Origin of the sequence: Kineosporia sp. NBRC 101677, assembly GCF_030269265.1 — a bacterium.
Taxonomy (GTDB): Bacteria; Actinomycetota; Actinomycetes; order Actinomycetales; family Kineosporiaceae; genus Kineosporia; species Kineosporia rhizophila.
Genome location: NZ_BSTA01000012.1, coordinates 71224 through 93733, shown reverse-complemented (window position 1 = coordinate 93733; position 22510 = coordinate 71224). Strand labels below are relative to the sequence as shown.

Here is a 22510-nt window from a genome sequence, read left to right as displayed (position 1 = left end):
TCCTAGAAGTTGCCGAGACCGCCGCAGACGTTGAGGGCCTGGGCCGTGACCGAGGCCGCCCCCTCGGTGGTGAGGTACTCGACCATCGAGGCCACCTCGTCGGGGGTGGAGTAGCGGCCGAGCGGGATCTTGGCCTCGAACTGCTCGAGGATGTCCTCGGTGGTGGTGTCCCAGGCGGCCGCATAGTTCTGCCGGACTCGTTGCGCCATCGGGGTTTCCACGTAGCCCGGGCAGACCGCGTTGACGGTGATCCGCTGGGGGGCCAGTTCCTTGCCCAGGGCCTTGGTGAAGCCGACCACGGCGTGCTTGGAGGCCGAGTAGGGCGCGGCCAGCAGGACGCCCTGCTTGCCGGCGGTCGAGGCGATGTTGATGATGCGGGCGGCCGGCTGAGCGGTGATACCGCCGTTGGCCAGCACCTCGCGGGTGGTGTAGAAGACGCTGTCCAGGTTGGTGCTCATCACGTCACGCCACAGCTCGTCGCTCAGCTCGGCGGTCTTCCCGCCGCCGTTGCGCCCGGCGTTGTTGACCAGGATCGAGATCGGCCCGTTGCTGCGGACGGCCTCGGCGACCAGGCCGGCGACCTGGTCCGGAAGGCTGACGTCGGCGACCACGGTGGTGACCGCCACGTCCTGCTTGGCCAGTTCCTCGGCCGCCTCCTGCAGGCGCTCGGGGTTGCGCCCGCAGATCGTCACCCGGTGCCCGGCCAGGCCCAGGCGGGCGGCGACGGCCTTGCCGATACCGCTGGAGCCGCCGGTGACCAGGGCGTGCCCGGCGGCGTTCACGAGGCCACCTTCCGGCCGGCCAGGGCCAGGTTGACCGCGTCCAGCAGCTGCTGCGGGGTCTCCAGGTCGGTGAACACCTCGTCGTCGATCTTGATGCTGTTGTCCCGGCCCAGCCTCAGCCCGGTCTCCAGGACGGCCAGCGAGTCGTAGCCCAGCTCGCGGAAGGAGCTGCCGAGCAGGTCGCGGTCGAGGTCGACCCCGTCCTGCACCCCGGAACCCTCCAGCAGGGCCTGCTTCACGTCGGCCATGGTGATCTGGTCTGCCATTGCGTTCTCCCTCTGGTCAGGCCCCGACGATCAGGGCCGAGTTGAATCCGCCGATGCCCCGGGCGAGCACCAGGACGTTGCGGACGGCGGTGCGGCGGGCGGCCCGGCACAGGTCGATGCCCAGGGCCGGGTCGGGTTCGACGTTGATCGTGGGCGGCAGGACCTGGTCGCGGATCGAGAGCAGGGCCATCGCCACGTCCAGCGGCGCGGTGCCGCTGCCCATCCGGCCGGTGGCCGCCTTCGGTGCGGTGACCGGCACCGAGTGCGCGCCGAAGACCTGCGTCAGGGCGTTCGCCTCGCTCAGGTCGCGGCGGCGGGCGCCGGCCGCGTCGGCGAACACGGCGTCCACGTCGCGCGGCTGCAGCCCGGCCTGCTGCAGCGCCGTGCGTACGGCCCGCACCAGCCCCACCGTGGAGTCCTCACCGGGACCGTCGATGGTGGCCCCGTGGCCCAGCAGGCGGCCGTACGCGCCCGGCGCCGGGGTGCTGGTCAGCACGAGGTGGGCGCCGCCCTCGGCCTGGACCCAGCCGCGGGCCCGGCGGTCGAAGGGCAGATAGGCCAGCTGCGGGTCGGCGACCGGCGAGGTCAGCCCGGTGGAGACGTGGGCCACCCGTCCCCACGGGCACATGGTGCTGTCCACCGCCCCGCTGAGCACGGTGTGGTTGCCGCGTTGCAGCCGCCGGGCGGAGGCGGCCAGGGCGTCCAGGCCGCCCGCGTCGTCGGCGACGAGCACCCCGCTGTGGCCCTTGAACTTGTGCCGGATCGAGATCTGGCCGGTGTTCACGGCGTAGAACCAGGCGTAGGACTGGTGGGTGCTGACGTACTCGGGGCCCTGGGCCCAGAGGTTCTGCAGCTCCTTCTGCCCGAAGGCGTAGCCACCCGCCGAGGCCGCGGTGACCACCCCGACCCCGTCCCGGTCGAGTCCGGCCGCCTCCAGACCGCTGTCGGCGATCGCCCCCTCGGCCGCCAGCAGCGACATCTGGGTCATCCGGTCGGTGGCCGGCAGCAGGCGCGGGGGCAGACGGTCCAGGGGCAGGTCCCCGGCCTCGCCGCTGACCGGGTTCTCCAGCCGGGCGGAGTCGAACCGGGCGGTGGGGGCCAGCCCGCTGACCCCGTCCAGGACGGCCTGCCAGTGCTCCTCGCGGGACAGGCCCAGGGGCGAGACGATGTCGATCCCGGTGACCGCCGCCGTGCCGAGCCCAGTGCCGCGCCCAGTGCCGCGCCCGGTGCCCGCCCGGACCGGCCCGGCCAGGGGTGCGGCGCTCACGAGAACATCCCCGGGGCGGTGAGCACCATCGCGCTCTGGAAACCGCCGAACCCGCTGCCCGTGGTGAGCACCGCGTCGGTGCGCTGCGAACGTGAGTGCAGGGGTACGTAGTCCAGGTCGAGCGCGGGGTCGGGGGTGTGCAGGTTGGCCGTGGGCGGGATGCAGTCGTAGCGCAGGGCCATCGCGCAGGCCGCGATCTCGATCGCCCCGATCGCCCCGAGCGAGTGCCCGACCATCGACTTGATCGAGCTGATCGGCACGTGGTGCGCGGCCTCGCCGAGACTGGCCTTCAGCGCCGCGGTCTCGTGCTTGTCGTTCAGCTTGGTGCCGCTGCCGTGCGCGTTGACGTAGTCGACCTGGTCGGGGCGCAGCCGGGCCTGGCCCAGCGCCGAGGTCACCGCGGCGGCCAGCTCCAGCCCGTCGGCGGTCAGCCCGGTCATGTGGAAGGCGTTGCCGCGGCTGGCGTACCCCCGGATCTCACCGTAGACGCGGGCACCGCGGGCCACGGCGCTCTCCTCGGACTCCAGCACGAACATGGCGCTGCCCTCGCCGAGCACGAACCCGCCCCGGCTGACGTCGAAGGGCCGCGAGGCGCTGGCCGGGGTGTCGTTGTAGGTCGAGGTCGCCTTGATCGCGTCGAAGCAGGCCACCGTGATCGGTGAGATGGGGGCCTCGGTGGCGCCGGCCACGACGCAGTCCAGGACGCCGTCCTGGATCAGTTCCCAGGCGTGGCCCACCGCGTCGATCCCCGAGGTGCAGCCGGTGGAGATCACCGCGCTCTGGCCGCGGGCACCGACCTCGGCCGCCACCTCGGCGGCGAAGGAACTGGGCACGAAGTAGGAGTAGAGCGCCTGCGGCCCGTCGGCCATCACGTCCCAGAGCCGGCCCTCCAGGCTCAGTTCCCGGTACACCTGTTCCAGCCGGGTTGTGGCCCCGACCGCCGACCCGATGACCACACCGGCCCGCTCCGGCGGGCAGCTCTCCCGCCAGCCGGCGTCGGTGACCGCCTCGCGCGCCGCCACCAGGGCGAACTGCGCGGCCCGGTCGAGCACCTCGACCTGGCGCTCGCTCAGCCCGGCCACCTCCGGGTCGAGGTCCACCTCGGCAGCGACCTGCGAACGGAAGGGCGTGGGGTCGCACAGGCTCAGCGTGCGTGTGGCCGTGCGCCCGTCCATCAGCAGTTTCCAGAAGTCGTCGCGGCTGGCGCCGCCGGGGGCGACGACGCCTACGCCGGTGATGAAGACACGTCTGCTCACGAGGAGGCCTCCCAGTGGTAGAAACGCTCCGCCATGGCGTCCTTGGGGGATCGCCAGTCCGGCGCGAAAGGCTCGATGTAGGGCCTCAGATCGGCACTGACCTGGATGAAGCGGGGATCGGTCTTCGCGTCCTCCACCACGTGCTCACCGTTCTCGCCGGCGAAGTCCTGCAGGTGGAAGTAGAGGTTGTGGAAGCGGAACAGCTCCCGGCGCCGGGTGCCCATCAGGTACGGCATCTCGGTGCCGTCGAAGCGGCCGAACAGGTCGGCCACCGGCAGGGAGTGCGCCGGGTCCATCCGCGCGACGATGAGTGTGCTGAACACGATCAGACCTCCAGGGTCTGCGCGGCCGGCGTCCCGAGCCACGCGGTGAGCGACGCCTGCAGGTCCTGCAGGCGGTGGCCGGCCCAGGCGATGTGACCGTCCGGCCGCACGAAAAGAGCTTTCTCAGAGGTGAACCCGGGATCCACCGGCCGGGCGGCGACCACACGCAGGTGCGGCTCCCGACGACGGGCCTCCGGCTCCAGCTCACCCGGATCACCGGCGCCGTCCAGCAGGACCAGCAGGGCCTGGCCGTGGCGCAGTTCGTCGGCCGGGTCGCCGCCGGTCCGGGGATCGACCAGGACGCCCGGGGCGAGCCGGCCGCCCACCAGCGGCGAGGCGTTCTCGTCACCGAGGTCGTAGCGCACGTCCAGGCCGCTGACGCTGTCTCCCAGACGGGCTGCCACCGAGGGGATCTGGAGCAGGCCTGCGAGGATTTCGCGCAGCGGGTCCACCTCGGGGCCGCGCAGGAAGAGCTGCCCCTGGGCCGCGGTGTTGCGCAGCAGTTCCTCGGCGACCGGGCGCCTTTCGCTCTGGTAGGTGTCCAGCAGGCTCTCCGGCGCCCGCCCCTGGACCACCGCGGCCAGCTTCCAGCCGAGGTTGACCGCGTCTTGGACGGACACGTTCATCCCTTGCCCACCGGCCGGCAGATGGGTGTGGGCGCTGTCGCCCACCAGCAGGATGCCGCCCTCGCGGTAGGCGTCGACCAGGGCCGAGGCGTCGGTGAAGGAGCTGGCCCACAGGCACTCGCCCGCGTCCAGCGGCTCACCCACCACGTTGCGGTAGGCGATCCGCACCTGCTCGTGGGTGATCCCGGAGCCCTGGGGGGCGAAGGGGCGGCTGAAGTCGCAGACGATCACCCGCTCGGTACCGTCGCCGAGCGGGGCCGACATCACCATTCCGCCGCGGTGTTTCACTCCGAAGGGCCGGTCGGCCAGACCACTGCCGCGCAGGTCCCCGACCAGCATCTGGACCGAGGGCTCGGTCCGCCGGGAGCCGATGGCGGTCGACTCGCGCACCCGGCTGCGGGCCCCGTCGCAGCCGACCACGAACCGGGCGCTCACCACCCGGCGGCCGGCCGGGCCCTCCAGCACGCACCGGTAGCCGCCCTCGTGGGGTTCCACCGAGACCAGGCGCCAGGGCCGGTGCGCCTGGACCCCGAGGTCGGCGGCCCAGCCGGCCAGCGCCTCCTCGGTGCGCGACTGCGGGTACTGGTTGGCCGGGCGCACCGGGCTGGACAGGTGACCGGAGTCGATCCGCAGCCCGGCGAAGTGGACGCCCGGCTGCTGAGCGAGTTCGCCGAAGCGGGACAGGATGCCGCGTTGCTGGAAGATCTCCAGCGTGCGGACCGTGAAGCCGAGCGCCCGGGACTGACCCGTCGGGGTCTCGAGGGCGTCGATCAGCAGAGGCCGGGTGCCGGCCAGCGCCAGCTCGGCCGCCAGCATCAGGCCGCTGGGCCCGGCCCCGACCACGAGAACCGGGGCCTGGTCAGGGAAGTCGTCCCTGGGCTCGTTGGTGTTCACCCCAGGAACTCTCCGTGAGGCGACTACCCCTGGGTAAGGGCGCCGAACGCCACGATCAGGGTATATCCGTGGTAGCGGCCAGGAACGGGCAGTCCGGGCACAACGAAAAGCGGCCTCCCCCGCTCCGTTTCGGAGCATGGGGAGGCCGCAGTCGTTGCCGGCGGGTCCGGTCAGCCGCCGGACCAGGCGTACCGCAGCCAGCCGGGATCGTCCTCGACCGCGACGGCGGCATCACGCCGCCGAGCCGGCCGGGCGGTGGGCAAGGGCTGGACGGCGGCCCGCACGGCCGGGTCGAGGTGGTAGTAGACGCAGGAGGAGATCGTCAGGGCTCTCACCACCCACCAGGCGAACCGGCGCAGGGCCGGCGGCACCTCACCCCACCGCCTTGCGCAGGTGCCGGCCGGTCAGCGAGGCCCGGCAGCGGGTCAGGTCCTCGGGCGGGCCGCTGAAGACCACCTCACCGCCGTCCTCACCGGCTCCCGGGCCCAGGTCGACCACCCAGTCGGCGGCCGCCACCACGTCCAGGTCGTGCTCGATCACCACGACCGTGCTGCCCGCCTCGACCAGGCGGTCGAGCAGGCCGATCAGCCGGGTGACGTCCTGGCGGTGCAGCCCGGCGGTCGGCTCGTCGACGATGTACAGCTCGGCCGGCTCGGACAGCTCGATGGCCAGCTTCAGCCGCTGCCGTTCACCGCCGGAGAGCGTCGACAGCGGCTGCCCCAGGCTGATGTACCCCAGCCCGGCCTCGGACAGCAGGCGCAGCACCTCGGCGATGCCAGGTTCGGCGTCGAAGAACTCCGCGGCCAGGTCGACCGACAGCTCCAGCACCTCGGCGATGTTCTTGCCCCGCAACCGGTGCTCGAGCACCTCGGGGCGGAACCGGGTGCCGCGGCACTCCTCGCAGACGGTCTCGATGACGTCGCCGCGGCCCAGCTCGACCTGGATCACCCCGGCCCCGCCGCAGTTCTCGCAGCCGCCCTTGGAGTTGGCCGAGAACTGGCTCGCGGGCTGGCCGCTGGCGTCGGCGAACCGCTTGCGGATCGGGTCCAGGATGCCGATCCAGCTGGCCGGGATGCTGCGGCGGCTGCCGCGCGGCAGGTCCTGGTCGACCACGACCGCCCCGGGTACGGTGCGCCGCAGGGCGCCGCGGGTCAGCGAGCTCTTGCCGGCCCCGGCCACCCCGGTGACGGCGGTCATCACGGCCGTGGGGATCTGCACCGAGATGTTCTTCAGGTTGTTGTCGGAGGCGTTGTTGACCTTGATCCAGTCCCTGGCCTCGCGGGGTTCACGCAGACGGGTCGGGCGGCGCAGGGCCTCGGCGGTGGGGCCCTTGCTGCGGGCCAGCCCGGCCGGGGTGCCGGCGTAGACGATCTGCCCGCCTCCGGTACCGGCCTGCGGGCCCATGTCGATCACCCGGTCGGCCACGCTGAGCACCTGGTAGTCGTGCTCCACCACGAGCACGGTGTTGCCCTGGTCGCGCAGCTCGACCAGATGGCCCAGGACCCGCTCGACGTCGTGCGGGTGCAGCCCGTTGGTGGGCTCGTCGAACACGTAGGTCAGGTCGGTCAGCGCCGAGCCGAGGTGCCGGATCATCTTGATCCGCTGGGACTCCCCGCCGGAGAGACTGGCCGTGCGCCGGGACAGCGACAGGTAGCCCAGGCCGAGCTCGACCATGGCGTCGAGAGCGGCCTGCAGCCGGGGCAGCCCGGCCCCGGTGGGCTTCTTCCACCCCCGGATCTCCTCGGCCAGGTCCTTGACCTCCATCTGGCCGAGCTCGGCGATGGTGCGGCGGTTGAGCTTCACCTTGCGGGCCGGCTCGGCCAGGCGGGAGCCGTCGCACTCGGGGCAGGCCGACTGCACGGCGATGCGGGCCACCGCCTCGCGCACGTGCTTCTGCAGGGAGTCGGGCTCCTTGGCCAGGTACAGCCGGCGCAGCTTGGGCAGCAGACCCTCGTACTTGGTCTTCATGCTGCGGTTGACGATCGTCGCCTCTTCCAGCTCCAGCAGGTCGTGGCGTTCCTTCTTGGTGTAGCGGCCGATCTTCTTGTCCGGGTCGAAGAACTGCGAGTCCACCACGATCGACCAGAAGTTCGAGCCGACCGCGAAGGTCGGGAACCGGATCGCCCCCTCGTTCAGCGACTTGCTCTCGTCCAGCAGCAGGCCCGGGTCGACGTCGGCGTAGAAGCCGGTGCCGTGGCACTTGGGGCACATGCCCAGCGGGTCGTTGAACGAGAAGTGGGTGGCCGACCCCAGGGCCGGGGAACCGTACTGGGCGAACAGCGAGCGCAGTTTCCCGTAGGTGTCGGTGGCCGTGCCCACCGTCGAGCGGGGGTCGGAGCCCAGCCGGCGCTGGTCGACCATCACCACCGGGGCCAGGCCGGTGAGGTCGTCGACGTCGGGGCGCCGGGTGGTGGGCAGCAGTCCCTGCAGGAACGCGGGCTGGGTCTCGTTGAACAGCCGCTGCGACTCGGCCGTGATGGTGCTGATCACCAGTGAGCTCTTCCCTGAGCCGGAGACCCCGGTGAACACGGTCAGCGACTTCTTGTCGATGCTGACCGTGACGTCCCTGAGGTTGTGCGTACGCGCCCCCGTGACGACGATCTTGCTGTGATCGTGGCGCTTCGCGCTCATGAGTGCTCCTCGTGCTCGGTCGGTGCGGACGCCTCCGGCAGGATCCGGAGCGCGTCCATGGGGCATGAGCGCACCGCGCGCTCCAGGTCGCCCCGCGTCTGTGCGGCCGTCGGGACCGACAGATCGATCTGCAGCCGGCCCTGCCGGCTGCCGAAGACCCGGCGGGAGAGGCCCTCGCACTGGTCGTGCAGCTCACAGCGGCGGGCGTCGCCCACCACCGTGAGCCCACCGGCCAGATGGGCCTCCTGGCCGGTCTCAGGCATGAAGCCTCGCCTCCAGCCGGTCGATGCCGCGGATGGTGTTGTGCAGCCGCCAGGTCGGCCGGCCGGTCTCGATCCGGTCGACCTGCCGGATCAGCGCCTTCAGCAGGCTCTGCCCCTCCAGGCGGGAGAGGGCCTGACCGACGCAGGCGTGGATGCCGTGGCCGAACCCGACGTGCTGGCCGACTCCCGGCCGGGCCACCTGGAAGTCCTCCGGGCGGTCCCAGAACCGCTCGTCGCGGTTGGCCGAGCCGAACAGCAGCAGGACCCGGGAGCCCTGGGCCAGCGGGGTGCCGCCCAGTTCGGTGTCCTCGGCGACGTAGCGGGTGAAACCGCGCAGCGGCGACTCGATCCGGATGATCTCGTTGAACGCCGAGCCCACCAGCGAGGGGTCGGCCTTCAGCGCGGCCCACTGCTGCGGGTGCTCGGCCAGCAGCCAGATCATGCTGGACAGGGCGCTGACCGAGGTGTCCATCGACGGGGCCAGGAAGTCGCCGAGCAGACCGGGCAGCAGGTGCTCCTCGATCTTGCCGGCCCGGGCCTCCAGCACCAGTTCCTCGCCCCAGCTGCCGGGCCGCAGGTTGCCCGGCTCGGACATCCGCTGCAGGAACTGCGACATCTCCCCCAGGTGCGGAAAGCCCTCCATGGTGCGCTGGTTCAGCGGTCCGAAGGCGTTGAACCCGGCGCTGGCCCAGTCCAGCAGACGCTCCTTGCCCTCGTCCTCGGGCCAGCCCAGCAGGTCCGGCACCACGGCCAGGGGGAAGGCCTGGGCGAAGTCCCGGACCACTTCGAAGTCGCCCTTGGCCACCAGCTGGGCGACCAGGCGGTCGGCCCAGCCCTCCACGTACTCGTGGATGTCGACCATCGAGCGCGGCCGCAGGTGCCGGGCCACCAGCCCGCGGACGTGGGCGTGCCAGGGCGGGTCGCTGGTGAAGCTGCTGCCCTTCTGGGCCTTGTTCAGGGTGTCGGTCAGGCCCACGCCCTCGCCGGAGATGAACGCCCCGTGGTTGTGCAGGCCGTGCAGCACCTCGTCGTAGCGGGCGGCGCAGAACACCTCGTACTGCGGCAGGTAGCTGACCGGGGCCAGGTCGCGCAGCTCCCGGTAGACCGGGTACGGGTCGGCGATGGACGCGTCGCTGTAGGGGTCGATGTCGGTGGCCGGTACGGTGATGGTCGGCATGAGAGTCCTGACTCCTCAGGTGTCTTGGGCGACGAGCTGCTCGATCAGGGGCACCACACCGGCGGCGGTGGGCGCGGTGGCGGCGTCCTCGGCCAGCTCGCGGGCCTTCAGCGCGTAGCCGGGCTCACGCAGCATCTCGGCGGTCACCTCGGCGACGGCCTCGGGTGAGCCCTCCTCGCGGTACAGGCTGCGGGCCGAGCCCTGGTCGGTGAACCTCTTCAGGGTCGGCACGAACGCCTCGAAGGGATTGAGCAGCAACTGCGGGGTGGCGGTGTTGACGGCGTTGATCGCGGTCAGCCCTCCGGCCGGGTGGATCAGCACGTCGCTGCTGGGCAGGATGAACTCCAGGGGGATCCAGCCGGCCCGGACCTGGGGGAACTCCTGCCGCACGACCTCGGCCTTGTCCTCGCCGATGGCCACCACCACCTCGGGCCCGAGCCTGGTCAGCTCGCCCAGCAGCCCCAGCACCCGGCCCATCACCCGGGGGTCGGCATAGCGGAAACTGCCCATGGTCAGGCAGATCCGGCCGGCGTCGGGGGCCTGGATCATCCACGGCTCGATCCGGCGCGGGGTGTTGTGCGGGGTCCAGCGCATCAGCGAGTCGGTACTGGCCAGGCTGGGCGGGCAGATGTCGAGCTGCAGAGTGGGTTCCGGCAGCGTGGTGGCGCCGATCTTGCCCAGCTGCTCGGCCATCTCGGTGCACACGTACTGCTCGTAGCCGTGGATGTCGAAGACGTCCCAGGACTGGCGCACGAAGGGGATGCCCAGGTAGCGCGCGGCGACCTCGGCGCCGTGCCCGAGGCTGCCGGCGATGATCACGTCGGCGCCCCACAGGCGGGCCACCTCGACCAGGTCGTCGAACACGTAGCTGCCCTGACGGCCGAACCAGTGCCCCAGGTAGAGCATCTCCTGGGCCGGTTCGTGCGGGTACTCGATGGCCGGGCGGCCCTCGGAGGCCGCCTTGATCCCCTCGGTGGTGTGCCCGGCGGCGACCACGTAGGAGGGCAGCCCGACCCCCAGGACGGCCGGGGCCATCTCCTCGAACGAGGCCACCAGGATCTCGTGCCCGGCCGCCCGCAGGGCCGAGGCCAGCGGGCCGATCGCGAACGCGCTGGCCGGGCTGGTGCCGGCCGCGTAGAAGAGCGCCTTCACCGGGCCACCGCCGGCCGGGCCGCGTCGCGCTCGGCGAAGTAGGCCTCGTTCAGGCCGACGACCTCGAACGAGATCTCCGCCATCGCGTCGGTGATCAGCCGGCTGGAGCGCAGCTGCCGGACCAGGTCCAGGTAGTCCTCCATCTCCTCGAACCGCATGACGAAGAAGCTCTCCGCCTCGTGGCCGTAGCGGATCGCCCGCACCGGGGTGACCTCTCCCCCGGCCTTGACGAAGCCGGCGATGGCCGGGAAGACGTGCTCGTGCTCGAAGTCGATCCGGTTCTCGTAGGCCAGCGCGTACCAGGGCTTCTGGTAGTCGACGACCATCACGGCGGTGAACTTCATCGGTGCACTCCTGAGATCCTGGGGGCGGGTGGTCAGGCCGGTCGGGCGAGGCGCTCGGCGTGCAGGTGCCAGATCGACGAGACCACGCAGCCGTTCTCGTCCACGCTGACGCCGGTCAGGTTCTGCGTCGGCGCGTCCAGCTCGAAGGTGCGCGGGTCGACCATCTGCGCCACCGCGGCGGCCGGCAGCGAACTGGAGTAACGCGCCGAGGAGATCGAGTGGATCTTCCAGGTGGCCTCGAAGTCGGTCCGCAGCTCCACGGCCGAGCTGCGGCGCGGCCCCGGGAAGTCGGGGGTGAGCTCGGTGGCGAAGGTGAACAGGTGCAGCTGGGCCCGCTCCTGCGTGATCGCGTCCAGGAGCGCCAGGTAGGCCGGGATCTCGGTGCGGGGCAGGGTGTGGAAGAACGCGCTGTCCAGCACGGTGTCGTAGCGCACGCCGGCCTCGGCCAGACCGAACGCGTCCGCCGCCACGAACCGCACGTCCAGGCCGACCTTCTCGGCCTTCTCCTGGGCGCACTCGATCGCCACCGGCGAGATGTCGACGCCGGTCACCTGCAGTCCCTTGGACGCCAGGTACAGGGCGTTGTCGCCGAGCCCGCAGCCGATGTCCAGCACGTGCCCGCCCAGCGCGTCGCGGTCGGCCAGGGCCCGCACCGCCGGCTGGGGCCCACCGATGTTCCAGGGCATCAGCGGGCCGCTCTTCTGGCCGTCGCCGTACAGCTTCTCGAAAGGGATTCGTTCGGTGGAGGTCACGCGATCACACCTCTGCGGGGTCGATGGACATGCGGTGGTGGAAGACGCCGTGCGGGTCCCAGGTGCGCTTGGTGCGCTGCAGGCGTCCGTAGTTCTCCTGGTAGTACAGATCGCTCCAGGCCTGACCGGAGCGGTTGTGCATGGGATCGAGCACGTCCGCGTCGGGGTAGTTGATGTAGCAGCCGTCAGTCGAGGCGTTGCTCAGCGGGACCCCGCCGGTCTCGGCGAAGAACTCCTCGTACAGCCCCCGGAGCCAGCCCAGCTGCAGCTCGTCCTGGCCCTGGTCCAGCCAGGCGGTGAACCACGACGACTTCGCGATCGAGTCGCGCTGCACCGAGGCGGTGGCGGTGCGCTCGCGCCGGTTGATCTCACCGCCGTAGCTGTTGAGCATCACGTACGAGGCCGGACCGGCGTGCGGGGTGGTCAGGTGCCGGTAGAGCACGGCCAGTTGCCCGGCGCCCGGGGCGGCCCGGTGATAGGCCGACTTGGAGGCCGAGCGGGCCCCCATCACGTCGCCGCAGTCGGCCTGGCTCATGTAGCGCGTGCCGGTCAGGAACGTCATCCGCCCACCCCGGGGGATGCCCATGACCCGGGTGCCGGCGGTCAGGCCGGCCACGAAATCGGCCAGGGCCGAGCCGTCCTGGTCGATGTCGGCGTCCGACTGGACCATCAGCTGCAGGTACGGCGTGGTGTTGTGGTGCAGGAAGAACGTGGCGAACACCGAGGCCTCGGCGGTGCCGGGCTCCTGATGGCGTTCGTGCCAGGCGAAGAAGCGCCCGATCAGCTCGGTGAAGGCGGCCTCGTCGATCATCGGCCACGGGTAGATGATCTTCTGCACGTGCAGGCCGCCGGCCGCCCGCGGCAGGCGCACGCCGGCGCCCGGCTCGACGAGGTGCTCGGGGCTACGGAACTCGTAGGCGGTGACCACACCGAAATTGCCGCCCCCGCCGCCGGTGTGGGCCCAGAACAGGTCGCCCAGCTCGCCGTCGTCATTGGCCCGGGCGGTGATCAGGCGCACCTGACGGTCGCCGTCGACCACCGCGACCTCGACCGCGGCGAGATGGTCGGCCACCAGGCCCAGTTGCCGCGACAGGGGGCCGTAGCCGCCACCGGCCACCAGACCGCCCATGCCGACCGCCGAGCAGGCACCCAGCGGCAGGGTCACGCCCCACTCCCGGAACAGCTCCTTCTGGACCTGGCCCACGGTGGCGCCGGCCTCCACCCGCACCCCGTGACCGTCGGCGGTGAGCCGGATGTCGTTCAGCCGGTGCAGGTCCAGCACCAGGTTCCGCCGGGGCGTACCGACGAAGTCCTGACCGCAGTGGCCACCGGAGCGGCAGGAGATCTCCCACCCCTGCGTCACCGCCTCCTGCATCGCGGTCACCACCTCGGCCGCGGTGCGCGGCAGGACGAAGGCGTCCGGAAGCACCTCGAAACGCTGGTTGTCCGAGTGCGACAGCTCGGCGAACCGGGGGTCACCGGGCCGGACCTGTTCCTGGAGCCGGATCCCGGGCGCCACCCCGGCGCTCACGGGGTCGCCTCCTCGAGCGAGCGGGAGAACACCACCTCGTAGGTGTTCGACTCGTAGGAGGTCAGCAGCGACCGGGCCCGGGCCCGCATGTCCCGGTCGTGCCGGGGGCGCTGCTGCTCGGGCTGGTCGTGGAACCGCTCGTAGTCGGCCTGGCTGTCCCACTGGGCGTAGTTGACCACGATGTCGCCGTCCAGACCGCGCAGGATGCTGTGCGAGCGGTAGCCGGGCTGCGTGCGCATCCACTCGTCCGGCTTGGTCATCAGGTCCACCAGTTCGGCCTGGTCGGCGCCGTCGCAGCCCATCAGCACGATCACGGTGAAGTCGTCCCGGTCGGGATCGATCAGCACCGGGGCGTCCGCGCAGCTCTGCACGGTGACCACCTCGGTCTTCAGCAGGTGCACCGAGGTGGTCAGGTCGGTGAAGTACGGCACCGTGTTGTGCTTGAAGTTCTCGCCCTCGTAGCGCTCGCGCAGGTCGGCCAGCGAACGCCACTGGATGTAGTTGGCGGCGCAGGGTTTCGCGATCCCGCCGTGCAGGGTGGAGGAGCGCCAGCCGTCGTAGTTGGCGTTGGAGATGATGCCGCGCATCGCCTCCAGCAGGGTGGCCTGCTTCTGCAGGTCGGTGGTGTTGAACAGGTTGAAGACGGTCAGCGAGCCGTTGTCGGGGGTGATGAGGGGCATGGGTCCTCCTAGGGGCGCTTGGTGCCGTGGACGATGGACTGCAGGCCGGCCCGGCTCAGACCGGTCACCTCGATGCCGAGTTCGGCGAGCAGGACGCGGAAGTCCTCCAGCGAGCGCTGCTTGCCGTCGCAGAGCACCAGCATGTCCATGTCCATCAGGCCGATCGCCTCGTCGAACTGCGCGTCGACCCCGACCACGGCCTCGATGACGGCCAGGTCGTCGCCCGGGCGCATGGCGGTGGCGATGTTGCGCAGGATGGCCCGGGTGCGCGAGTCGTCCCAGTCGTGCAGGACGTTCGAGATCAGGAAGATGTCGCTGCCGCTGGGCAGTTCGTCGAAGAACGAGCCCGGGGCCAGGGTGACCCGTTCGGCGACCCCGGCGTCCTGGAGCACCTGGGGGGCCCGGGCCAGGACGTCCGGCTGGTCGACCAGGACGCCGTTCAGGTGGGGGAACTCGCGCAGGACGGACGAGAGCAGGGCCCCGCGTCCGCCGCCGATGTCGGTGACCGACTTGTAGCGGCTGAAGTCGATGCCCTGCACCACCGGGCGGATGACGTGGCGCGAGAGTTCGGTCATGGCCGCGTTGAACACCGCGCCGGTGTCGGGGTGGGTGTCGAAGAAGTCCCAGACCCCGGTGCCGTGGACGGCCGCGAACGGCGACCGGCCGGTGCGCACCGCGGTGGGCAGATGGGCCCAGGTGGCCCGGTCGGCGCTGGAGCCGGACCAGCGCGCGAAGTTGCGCATCGAGTGGGCCGACTCGGTGGCCAGGGCCTCTCCGAGCTCGGTCAGTTCCAGGGTGCCGTGCGGGGCCTCGGCGATCAGGCCCACCGCGCGGGCGGCCCGGCAGAAGCGGTCACTGATGTCCCGCTCCAGACCCAGCCGGAAGGCCAGCTGGGTGGGGGTCAGGCTCCCGGCCCGGAACGCGTCGGCGACCCCGAGTTCGGCGAAGGTGCTGACGACCCCCGCACGCCAGCTCCCCATCAGCAGGTCGAGGATCTGCACGCTCACCGGAGGTCGGGCCGGCAGGGTCCTTGCGTCGTCCGAAATCTTCATGATGTCCCTTCGGGGGTACGCGGAACCGAGGGCGACGAACGTGGTTCCACTGAGATGGTCGTCGCCTCGGCGAACAGGCCGACAGGTATGCCTGTGGGAGGGAGGTGGGATCTTCGGGGCGGGACTGTGGGCGGGCGCGGCCGGCCCACAGCCCCGCGGGTGCTATGCCGTGGGCGTACCGGCCTCACGGCCGGCACCCGCCTCGGCCGGGTCGGCCTCGGCGCTGGGCCGGGCAGCTGCGGTCTTGGGGATCAGGAAGGTGGCCAGCAGCCCCAGGAACAGCAGGGCGGCGCAGGTGTAGCCGTTGATCTGCACGCCGTAGGTCATGGCCTCACGGGCGGCATCGGCGGCCGACGCCGTGTTCGGGTCGGCGGCCAGAGCCGGGATGGCCGCACCGGCGCTGTCGCCGACGGCCTTGCCGAGCTCTTCGGCCGCGCCCGCGGGGGCTCCGGAGTCCTTCAGCCGATCCACCGTGCTGGAAGCCAGGACGCTGAAGAACGTGGTGGTCAGCACCGCGATACCGAGGGCGGAGCCGAGCTGGCGGGAGGCGCTCTGGATGCCCGAGCCCTGACCGGCCTTGCGCGGCGGGACGTCGACCAGGACCACGTTGGTGACCTGGGCGGTGGCGAAGCCGACGCCGGTGCCGTACAGGAACAGGCCGATCGCGATGATCCACCAGCTGGAGTCGCTGCGGGCCAGGACCGCGAAGACCAGCAGGCCCAGGGCCTCCAGGACGAGGCCGATCTGGACCAGGCGCACCGGGGAGGTCTTCTCGGCCATCCCGAAGCTGGCGCCGCTGGCGAAGAAGCTGCCGATCGCCACCACGGCGATCATCAGGCCGGTCTGCAGGGTGGAGTAGCCCAGGGTGAACTGCAGCCACAGCGGCAGCACGGCCAGGATCCCGAACTCGGCCAGGCCGATGATCAGGGTGGCCAGGTTGCCGGTGCTGAACGACCGGATCGAGAACAGCTGGGTGTCCATCAGCGGCTCGGGCGAGCGGGTCCGGGTCAGCCGGGCCTGGTGCAGCAGGAACAGGACCAGGGCCACCGCCGAGACGGCCAGCGCGACCGGGATCACCGACAGGTCGCCGAACGAGATGCCCAGCGGCCCGGACTCCCGGGTCGACTCCCACCAGCCGTAGTTGCGGCCCTCGATCAGGCCGAAGGCCAGCAGCCCCAGGCCGACCACCGACAGCACGGCCCCGAGCACGTCGAGGGCGGCCCGCTGGGTGTGGGCCTCGGTCAGGTACTTCATCACGCCGGCCACGATCATCGCGATCACCACGATGTTGATGCCGAAGGCCCAGCGCCAGGAGATCTCGCCCAGCCAGCCGCCCAGCAGCGGGCCCACCGCGGCGGCCGCGCCGATGGTGGAACCCCAGATGGCGAAGGCCTTTCCGCGGTCCGGCCCCTGGAAGGTGTAGTTCAGCAGGGCCAGCGAGGTGGGCATGACGATCGACCCGCCGATGCCCTGCACCAGGCGCGCGGCGATCAGCACGTCACCGTTGGGGGCCAGGGCCGCGGCGATGCTGGCCACCCCGAACAGGAGGGTGCCGAGCAGGAAGAGCCGACGGGCCCCCCAGATGTCGGAAAGGCGCCCCATCACCAGCAGCAGGGCCGCCAGGGCGATGGCGTAGGACTCCTGGATCCACTGCGCGTCGAGCGAGGAGATGTCCAGGTCTTCCACGATCGGCGGGATGATCACGTTGACGATGGTGAAGTCGACGACCACGAGGGAGACCCCCAGTGAGATCGCCAGCAGGCCCATCCAGTCACTTCTGGACGCCTGCACGGGGTTCGGTGCATCGGCCGACATGAGGTGGCCTCTCTCGGTAGTGGAGACGGGCTGGGCGGTCCGGGCTGGCCGGATCTGCGCCTCGAGCCGAGATTCCCACCGCGGCGTGACAGGTCCTGTCCGCTACTACGCCTTCGAGAGGGGCTGTTCAGGGGAGGATCAGCCGGCGTCGGTCAGGCAGAAGGGGTGCCCGGCCGGGTCGCGGAACACCCGGAACGTGAGCTGATCGCCCGGCACCCTTGTGGCCCCGGCCTGCAGCGCGTGCGCCTCACCGGCGTCCAGGTCGTCCACCGCGATGTCGAGATGGGCCTGCTGCGGGTGCGCCGGATCGGGCCACTGCGGGGCGGTGTAGCCCTCGACCTGCCGGAACTTCACCACGAAGCTGCGGTCCGGGCTCAGCACGGGCTCGCCGGAGGCCACCTCGACACCCAGCAGTCGCCCGTAGAACGCGGCCAGTGCGGCCGCGTCGGGGGCGGCGACCACGACCGCCTCCAGACCGGCCGCCTCGCCGACGCCCGAACAGCAGCACAGGCCGAACGGGTGCCCGGCCGGGTCAGCCAGGGTGATGTGGCCGAATGTCTGCTCCAGCCGTGTCGCCCCCAGCCGCTCGGCCTGCTGAGCGGTTGCTGCCGGATCGCTGACCAGCAGATCCAGCCGAAACTGGGACGGTGGCCCCGGCACGTGGTCAGGTGCCGCCTGCAGCCCGACCTCGAACCCCTCCCGGGTGCGCAGGGTGACCCAGCCGGCGTCGGACTCGGCGATCGTCCAGCCGGTCAGCGAGGCGTAGAACCCGGCCAGGGCCTCGATGTCGGCCGCATCGAGAACGACCGCCTCAAGACGCCCACGAATCGATTCGCCCGACATGCGGCAACCCTATGCTCAGCCGCCCCAGTACGACCCCCTTTGCCGGGACTCGCACCGGCGGGCCTTCTCACCGAGCGAGAATGTCGATCTCCGCCGCCCCGGAGTCCTTGACACTGGTCTCGAGCGTGGCCGGGCCGGGCACAGCCCCCGGTGGCAAAGTGACCGTGGTGGCGAAGGCGCCGGTCTCGATGTCCGCCTGGGCCTCACCCACGTCGATCCGGGTCTCCCCTTGAACCAGGAAGAGCCTGATCGGCCGGGTCATCCCCTTCGACTCCGCCGCCCTGCCGTTGGCGATCGTGTCACCGCACTCGCTGAGGAACGACTCCCCCTGCACCTCAAGGGAATCGCCGGGGACGGCCTCGCGAATCGACACCAGCAGGCCGGGGCGGGCACAACCAGCGTTCTCAGACGTCGACGTTGCGCAGGCCGCCAGTCCGGCCACCGCCAGCAGAACGACCACAGACCGCGCCATCCCTGGCCTCCTTCGACACTCCCCGACGCAGAAATCCTGTCACATCGGCGCGAGCACGTCCCTCACTACCTCCGATAGCCGGGGCACCAGGAAGAAGTGCCCGCCCGGATGCACGCCCAGCCGGAAGGGCCCGGCGGTGACATCGGCCCAGTGCTCCATCAGCGGCGGCGGGGCATGCTGGTCGTCGGTTCCGGACAGGGCCAGGACCGGGGTGCACAACGGCGGATGGGGCAGGGCCGCATAGGTTTCGACGGCCTGGTAGTCGGAACGCATGATCGGCAGGATCAGGGCGCGCATGTCCGGGTCGGCCAGCAGGGCCTCCGGAACACCGCCCAGCTGAAGCACTTCCGCTGCGAAGGCCTTGTCGTCGAGCTGGTGCAGCACACCGGGACGATGGTGGCGCCGGGCGATCCGGCCCGAGACGACGAGCCGTTGCAGGGTTGTCGAGGTCTCCAGGCGGCGGGCGACCTCATAGGCCACGAGAGCACCCATGCTGTGCCCGAACAGCCACAGCGGTGTCCCGTCGAGAAGGCCCGGCACTTCGGCTGTCTGGTCGGCCAGACGCTGCAGATCGGGTACGAGCGGCTCGCCGAAACGGTCTTCCCGGCCGGGGTACTGCACGGCCCAGAGTTCGCAGTCTGCGGGTAGCGCCGCGGCCCAGTCACGGTAGAAGCCCGCACCCGCGCCTGCGGGTGGGAAGCAGACGAAGCGACGGGCGCGCACGCCCCGGGCCGGCCACCGCCGCACCCAGGAGGCCGTCGTGGTTGTGGTCACGACGTTGCCAGAAGCTGCTCGATCGGTGCGAGAGTGGCCACCATGCGGCCGATCTCGAGCACGGGCACGCCGTTCACCCGACTGCCCCCACGCACGATGCTCATGCCGCCGAGGTTCCGCACGAAGACGATCTCGTGGTCGATCCGGGAGCCCAGCTGCACGGGCGGGCCGAACGTGACCCGTTCGGCGGTGCCCGCCACCGGAACCCCGCCGACGCTCACGTGCGGGTGGGGGCGTTCGGCGAGCAGGAGGACGAGGGCCGCCTGGGCCCAGGACTCCAGCAGCATGGCCTGAGGCAGCACATCGCCCACCGGTTCCAGCCAGACCGGTTCGGCCGACACGGTGTGGTGGGCCACAGCCCGCTTGCCCGGCACGAGTTCGCTGACCTGGTCGACCAAGAGGATGGGAGGGCGGTGCGGAATGATGCCGGCGATCGCCTCCCGGTCCAGCACAACCGGCAGCTCTGCGGCCGGAGGACGCACCGGGAGCGGTCCCGGATGGTGGGCGGCCTGGGTGCGGAAGCGGATCTGGGCCGATGGGCGACCGGCGGCCGTGACCATTGCGGTGCATAGACTTCCGCCGGGCTCGACGGTGATCTTGGCGACGATCTCCTCACCGGGGAAGGTCGGGCCGACGAACCGGCACTGCTCGACCTCGACCAGTTCGGCGTCCGGGAAGGCCCGCCGGACCACGTCGACCAGGTAGGCGCCCGGCACGAGCGGGAAGTCGGGGTAGTGGCCTTTCAACACCGAATGATGGACGGGTGCGGTCACCTTCACGGTGATGCCTACCGGGGTGGTGGTGTCAGTGGTCATCGGATACTCCGGGGGCCGGTGCGGCTGATCAGGTCGGCTGTGCTGGTGAGGACGGCCTTGCCGCCGTCGGAGTTGGTCAGGCAGACGAAACCGGTGCCGGAGGCGATCCGGGTCATGCTGATCGCCCGGAAGCCCACCACCTCACCGGCGTGACCGAACTCGGGGTCCTCGCCGCTGGTGTCGAGCACCGTGCCCAGGCCGTAGAAGCTGCCCGGGTGCTGCAGGGTGAGCATCTGCCGGGCCGCCCCGGGTGAGAGCAGGGTGGCCGGTTCACCCCGATAGGCGTGCCGCAGGTCGACTGCGATGCGGGCCAGGTCGGCGGCGGTGGTCCAGAGACCGTTCGCGGCCACCGTGGGCCGGGTGCGCCAGCCTTCCGTGATCGGCCGGCCCACGGCATCGTGGCCCAGGGCGCTTTCCTGGTCGTCGAAGTCGTGCCGGAACGTACTGCCGGTGAGGCCCAGCGGGGCGAACACGAACTCGTCGGCGAGTTCGGCGAAGGGGGTGCCGGTGCGGTCCTCCAGGAGAAGCTGAAGGACGGCCCAGTGCGATCCACTCTTCTGGAACGTGCTCTCCGGCGCCGCGTCCCGGCGGATCGGCCCCTCCTGCCCCGGCGCGGTGCCCTGCAGGACGGCGACCAGCGAGGGCAGGTCCTGGGTGGGCGAGTACCAGGTGGCCGGCGTCGGGGACAGGCCCGAGCGGTTGGCCAGCAGGTGCCGCATGGTCACCGGGCCGTACCCGCCGGGGATCCGCCAGCGGCGCAGGTGGATGTTCACGTCCTGGTCGAGGTTGAGCAGGCCCCGGTCGACCAGGCGCAACGCCAGGCAGGCGCTGACGTGCTTGCTGATCGAGGCGACGTGGAAGCGGGTCTGCTCGGTGACGGCGGCCCCGCCCGGCGTGAGGAGACCACTGGTCGTCACCTCGCTGATCTCACCGTTGTGGATCACCGCCACACTGGCGCCGGGGACGTCGTTGTCCTCGAGCGCCTGACGCAGGCCCAGCGCGACCACCGAGCGGGCCGACCGCGCAGCCTGGTCGATGCTCGCCGCGAGCTGCTCGACGGTCTCGGACATCAGCAGCGTCTTCAGCTGCACGGTGAGCCCGGCCCGGCGGGCGGCCCCGAGCAGGCTGACGATGCGCAGCGAGTCGATGCCCAGGCGGGAGAACCGGTCCCGCACGCTGATCCGGTCCCGGCCCAGGGTCTCCGCGCAGATCCGCACGATCAGCCGCTCGGTGTCGGTCCGCGGCTCGACGTACTCGTCCCCGTCCCGGTAGCTGTCACTCGAAGGGGCGGGCAGGGCCTGCCGGTCGACCTTGCCCGAGGCCAGCAGGGGCAGCTCGGGCAGCACCACCACCGCGGCCGGGACCATGTATGCAGGCAGTTCCTGGCCCAGGTACTCCCGCAGGCCGACCGCGTCACCGCCGGTGGCGTAGGCGACGAGGCCCTTGTCACCTTCAGAGTCCTCCCGCAGCACCACCGCGGCATCGCCGCCGGCCAGGTCCGGGTGCCTGCGCAGACACTCCTCGATCTCACCGAGCTCGATCCGGTGGCCGCGCAGCTTGACCTGGTGATCCACCCGGCCCAGGCACTCCAGCTCACCGTCGGGCCGCATCCGGGCCAGGTCGCCGGTGCGGTACATCCGGGCCCCCGGACGCCCGAAGGGCTCGGGCACGAACCGTTCCGCGGTCAGGTCGGGGCGGTCCGCATAGCCGCGAGCCACTCCGTCCCCGGCCAGGTACAGCTCGCCGACCACCCCAGGGGCGACCGGCTCGAGGCCGTCACCGAGAACGTAGGCGCGGGTGTTGTGCAGCGGACGCCCGATCGCCACTCCCCCGGCGCCGCCTTCTGGAATGAGCCAGCCGGTGGACCAGACCGTGGTCTCGGTGGGCCCGTACAGGTTGTACAGCACCGGCACCCGCCGGCTCAGCTCGGCCGCCAGACTCGGCGGGCAGGCCTCGCCGGTGGTGATCGCCGTGATGTCTCGCTGCCCGAAACCGGCGGCCAGCAGCAGTCTCCAGCCCGAGGGGGTGGCCTGCAGGTGGGTCACCCCCTCGCCCTGGACCAGTTCGCACAGGGCGAGGGGGTCGTGCACCTGCTGGTCGGTGGCCAGCACCACCCTGCCGCCGGTGATCAGCGGCAGCCAGAGCTCGGCCATCGAGATGTCGAACGAGAACGAGGTGGCGGCCAGCCAGACGTGCCCCGGCCCAGAACCGAGCCGGGCCCGCATCGAGAACAGGAGGTTGATCAGAGCGCGCCGGCTGATCTGCACGCCCTTCGGCCGCCCGGTGGAGCCGGAGGTGAAGAGCACGTAGGCCAGCAGATCCCGGTCGTCCCGGCCGGGCCCGGCCTGGGCCGGAGGACCGGTCAGACGGTCGGTCAGCACAGTGTGCCCAGCGAAGCCGGCAGGCAGGTTCGCGGTGAGCCCCGAGGCGGTGAGCACCACCCGGACCCCGGCCGTGGCCAGCATGTACCCGATGCGCTCGGGTGGCAGAGCGGGATCGACCGGCAGGTAGGCCGCCCCGGCCCGCCAGACCCCCAGCATCCCGGCAAGGGCCTGCTCGGACCGTTCCAGCATCACCGCCACCACCTGGTCGGGCCCGGCCCCGGCCGCGGCCAGCCCGCGGGCGACCGAGCCGGACAGGCGGTCGAGCTCGGCGTACGTGATGCGGCGCCCGCCCACCACCACCGCCTCAGCGTGCGGAGTCCGCAGAGCCTGCTCGGTGAAACAGGCCGCCAGGCTGTCGATCGGCGCCTTGACCCGTACCAGGGCCGAATCCGTCGTCAGAGTAGTCATTGT

22 protein-coding genes are annotated in these 22510 nt (G+C 71.4%); all 22 read right to left on the bottom strand.

The window, feature by feature from the left end:
• Positions 1-2: 2 nt before the first annotated feature.
• The 22 genes from QSK18_RS28955 to QSK18_RS28850 all read right to left on the bottom strand — a co-directional run bounded on the left by QSK18_RS28955 (position 3) and on the right by QSK18_RS28850 (position 22507).
• Positions 3-782 (bottom strand): SDR family NAD(P)-dependent oxidoreductase, encoded by a 780-nt coding sequence (locus QSK18_RS28955; RefSeq protein WP_232812232.1) that lies wholly within the window; start codon positions 780-782, stop codon positions 3-5.
• Entirely contained in the window at positions 779-1048 is a 270-nt protein-coding gene (locus QSK18_RS28950) for an acyl carrier protein (protein ID WP_232812233.1), read from the bottom strand. Before QSK18_RS28950 ends, QSK18_RS28955 begins: the two co-directional genes overlap by 4 nt.
• Before the next feature lie 16 nt (positions 1049-1064).
• Positions 1065-2315: a beta-ketoacyl synthase N-terminal-like domain-containing protein gene (locus tag QSK18_RS28945; protein ID WP_285625612.1), complete on the bottom strand. Its 1251-nt coding sequence runs from the start codon at positions 2313-2315 to the stop codon at positions 1065-1067.
• Positions 2312-3571 (bottom strand): beta-ketoacyl-[acyl-carrier-protein] synthase family protein, encoded by a 1260-nt coding sequence (locus QSK18_RS28940; protein WP_285625609.1) that lies wholly within the window; start codon positions 3569-3571, stop codon positions 2312-2314. The genes QSK18_RS28945 and QSK18_RS28940 overlap by 4 nt, the downstream gene beginning before the upstream one ends.
• Positions 3568-3894 carry a TcmI family type II polyketide cyclase gene (locus QSK18_RS28935; protein WP_232812235.1) on the bottom strand — a complete coding sequence of 109 codons (327 nt, stop codon included), beginning with the start codon at positions 3892-3894 and terminating at the stop codon, positions 3568-3570. The genes QSK18_RS28940 and QSK18_RS28935 overlap by 4 nt, the downstream gene beginning before the upstream one ends.
• A gap of 2 nt (positions 3895-3896) precedes the next feature.
• The gene (locus tag QSK18_RS28930; RefSeq protein ID WP_232812236.1) at positions 3897-5414 is read right to left on the bottom strand and encodes an FAD-dependent monooxygenase; all 1518 of its coding nucleotides are present in this window, start codon (positions 5412-5414) and stop codon (positions 3897-3899) included.
• 170 nt (positions 5415-5584) lie between these two features.
• Positions 5585-5785: a hypothetical protein gene (locus QSK18_RS28925; RefSeq protein WP_232812237.1), complete on the bottom strand. Its 201-nt coding sequence runs from the start codon at positions 5783-5785 to the stop codon at positions 5585-5587.
• Between the two features lies 1 nt (position 5786).
• Positions 5787-8045 (bottom strand): ATP-binding cassette domain-containing protein, encoded by a 2259-nt coding sequence (locus QSK18_RS28920; protein WP_285625601.1) that lies wholly within the window; start codon positions 8043-8045, stop codon positions 5787-5789.
• The gene (locus QSK18_RS28915; protein ID WP_232812239.1) at positions 8042-8308 is read right to left on the bottom strand and encodes a hypothetical protein; all 267 of its coding nucleotides are present in this window, start codon (positions 8306-8308) and stop codon (positions 8042-8044) included. The genes QSK18_RS28920 and QSK18_RS28915 overlap by 4 nt, the downstream gene beginning before the upstream one ends.
• Complete coding sequence (locus QSK18_RS28910; protein WP_269810444.1) at positions 8301-9485, bottom strand: cytochrome P450; 1185 nt, start codon at positions 9483-9485, stop codon at positions 8301-8303. The genes QSK18_RS28915 and QSK18_RS28910 overlap by 8 nt, the downstream gene beginning before the upstream one ends.
• Positions 9486-9500: 15 nt before the next feature.
• On the bottom strand, positions 9501-10637 hold the full coding sequence (locus QSK18_RS28905) for a glycosyltransferase (RefSeq protein WP_232812240.1): 1137 nt from the start codon (positions 10635-10637) through the stop codon (positions 9501-9503).
• Positions 10634-10981: a hypothetical protein gene (locus QSK18_RS28900; RefSeq protein WP_232812241.1), complete on the bottom strand. Its 348-nt coding sequence runs from the start codon at positions 10979-10981 to the stop codon at positions 10634-10636. The genes QSK18_RS28905 and QSK18_RS28900 overlap by 4 nt, the downstream gene beginning before the upstream one ends.
• A 32-nt stretch (positions 10982-11013) precedes the next feature.
• Positions 11014-11733 (bottom strand): class I SAM-dependent methyltransferase, encoded by a 720-nt coding sequence (locus QSK18_RS28895; protein ID WP_232812242.1) that lies wholly within the window; start codon positions 11731-11733, stop codon positions 11014-11016.
• A gap of 4 nt (positions 11734-11737) precedes the next feature.
• Positions 11738-13264, bottom strand: a complete 1527-nt coding sequence (locus tag QSK18_RS28890) for an FAD-binding oxidoreductase (RefSeq protein ID WP_285625590.1) — start codon at positions 13262-13264, stop codon at positions 11738-11740.
• Positions 13261-13944 (bottom strand): antibiotic biosynthesis monooxygenase family protein, encoded by a 684-nt coding sequence (locus QSK18_RS28885; protein WP_285625587.1) that lies wholly within the window; start codon positions 13942-13944, stop codon positions 13261-13263. The genes QSK18_RS28890 and QSK18_RS28885 overlap by 4 nt, the downstream gene beginning before the upstream one ends.
• 8 nt (positions 13945-13952) lie before the next feature.
• Entirely contained in the window at positions 13953-14996 is a 1044-nt protein-coding gene (locus QSK18_RS28880) for a methyltransferase (protein ID WP_232812245.1), read from the bottom strand.
• 162 nt (positions 14997-15158) lie between these two features.
• Positions 15159-16763 (bottom strand): DHA2 family efflux MFS transporter permease subunit, encoded by a 1605-nt coding sequence (locus tag QSK18_RS28875; protein ID WP_232812246.1) that lies wholly within the window; start codon positions 16761-16763, stop codon positions 15159-15161.
• A 186-nt stretch (positions 16764-16949) separates the two neighbouring features.
• Positions 16950-17654, bottom strand: a complete 705-nt coding sequence (locus QSK18_RS28870) for a VOC family protein (protein WP_285625581.1) — start codon at positions 17652-17654, stop codon at positions 16950-16952.
• Between the two features lie 67 nt (positions 17655-17721).
• Positions 17722-18126 carry a hypothetical protein gene (locus QSK18_RS28865; RefSeq protein WP_232812248.1) on the bottom strand — a complete coding sequence of 135 codons (405 nt, stop codon included), beginning with the start codon at positions 18124-18126 and terminating at the stop codon, positions 17722-17724.
• Between the two features lie 39 nt (positions 18127-18165).
• Positions 18166-18900, bottom strand: a complete 735-nt coding sequence (locus tag QSK18_RS28860; RefSeq protein WP_285625576.1) for a thioesterase II family protein — start codon at positions 18898-18900, stop codon at positions 18166-18168.
• Entirely contained in the window at positions 18897-19715 is an 819-nt protein-coding gene (locus tag QSK18_RS28855) for an ApeI family dehydratase (protein WP_285625573.1), read from the bottom strand. The genes QSK18_RS28860 and QSK18_RS28855 overlap by 4 nt, the downstream gene beginning before the upstream one ends.
• Positions 19712-22507, bottom strand: coding sequence for a non-ribosomal peptide synthetase (locus QSK18_RS28850; protein ID WP_285625566.1), 2796 nt, complete (start codon positions 22505-22507; stop codon positions 19712-19714). Before QSK18_RS28850 ends, QSK18_RS28855 begins: the two co-directional genes overlap by 4 nt.
• Positions 22508-22510: the final 3 nt, after the last annotated feature.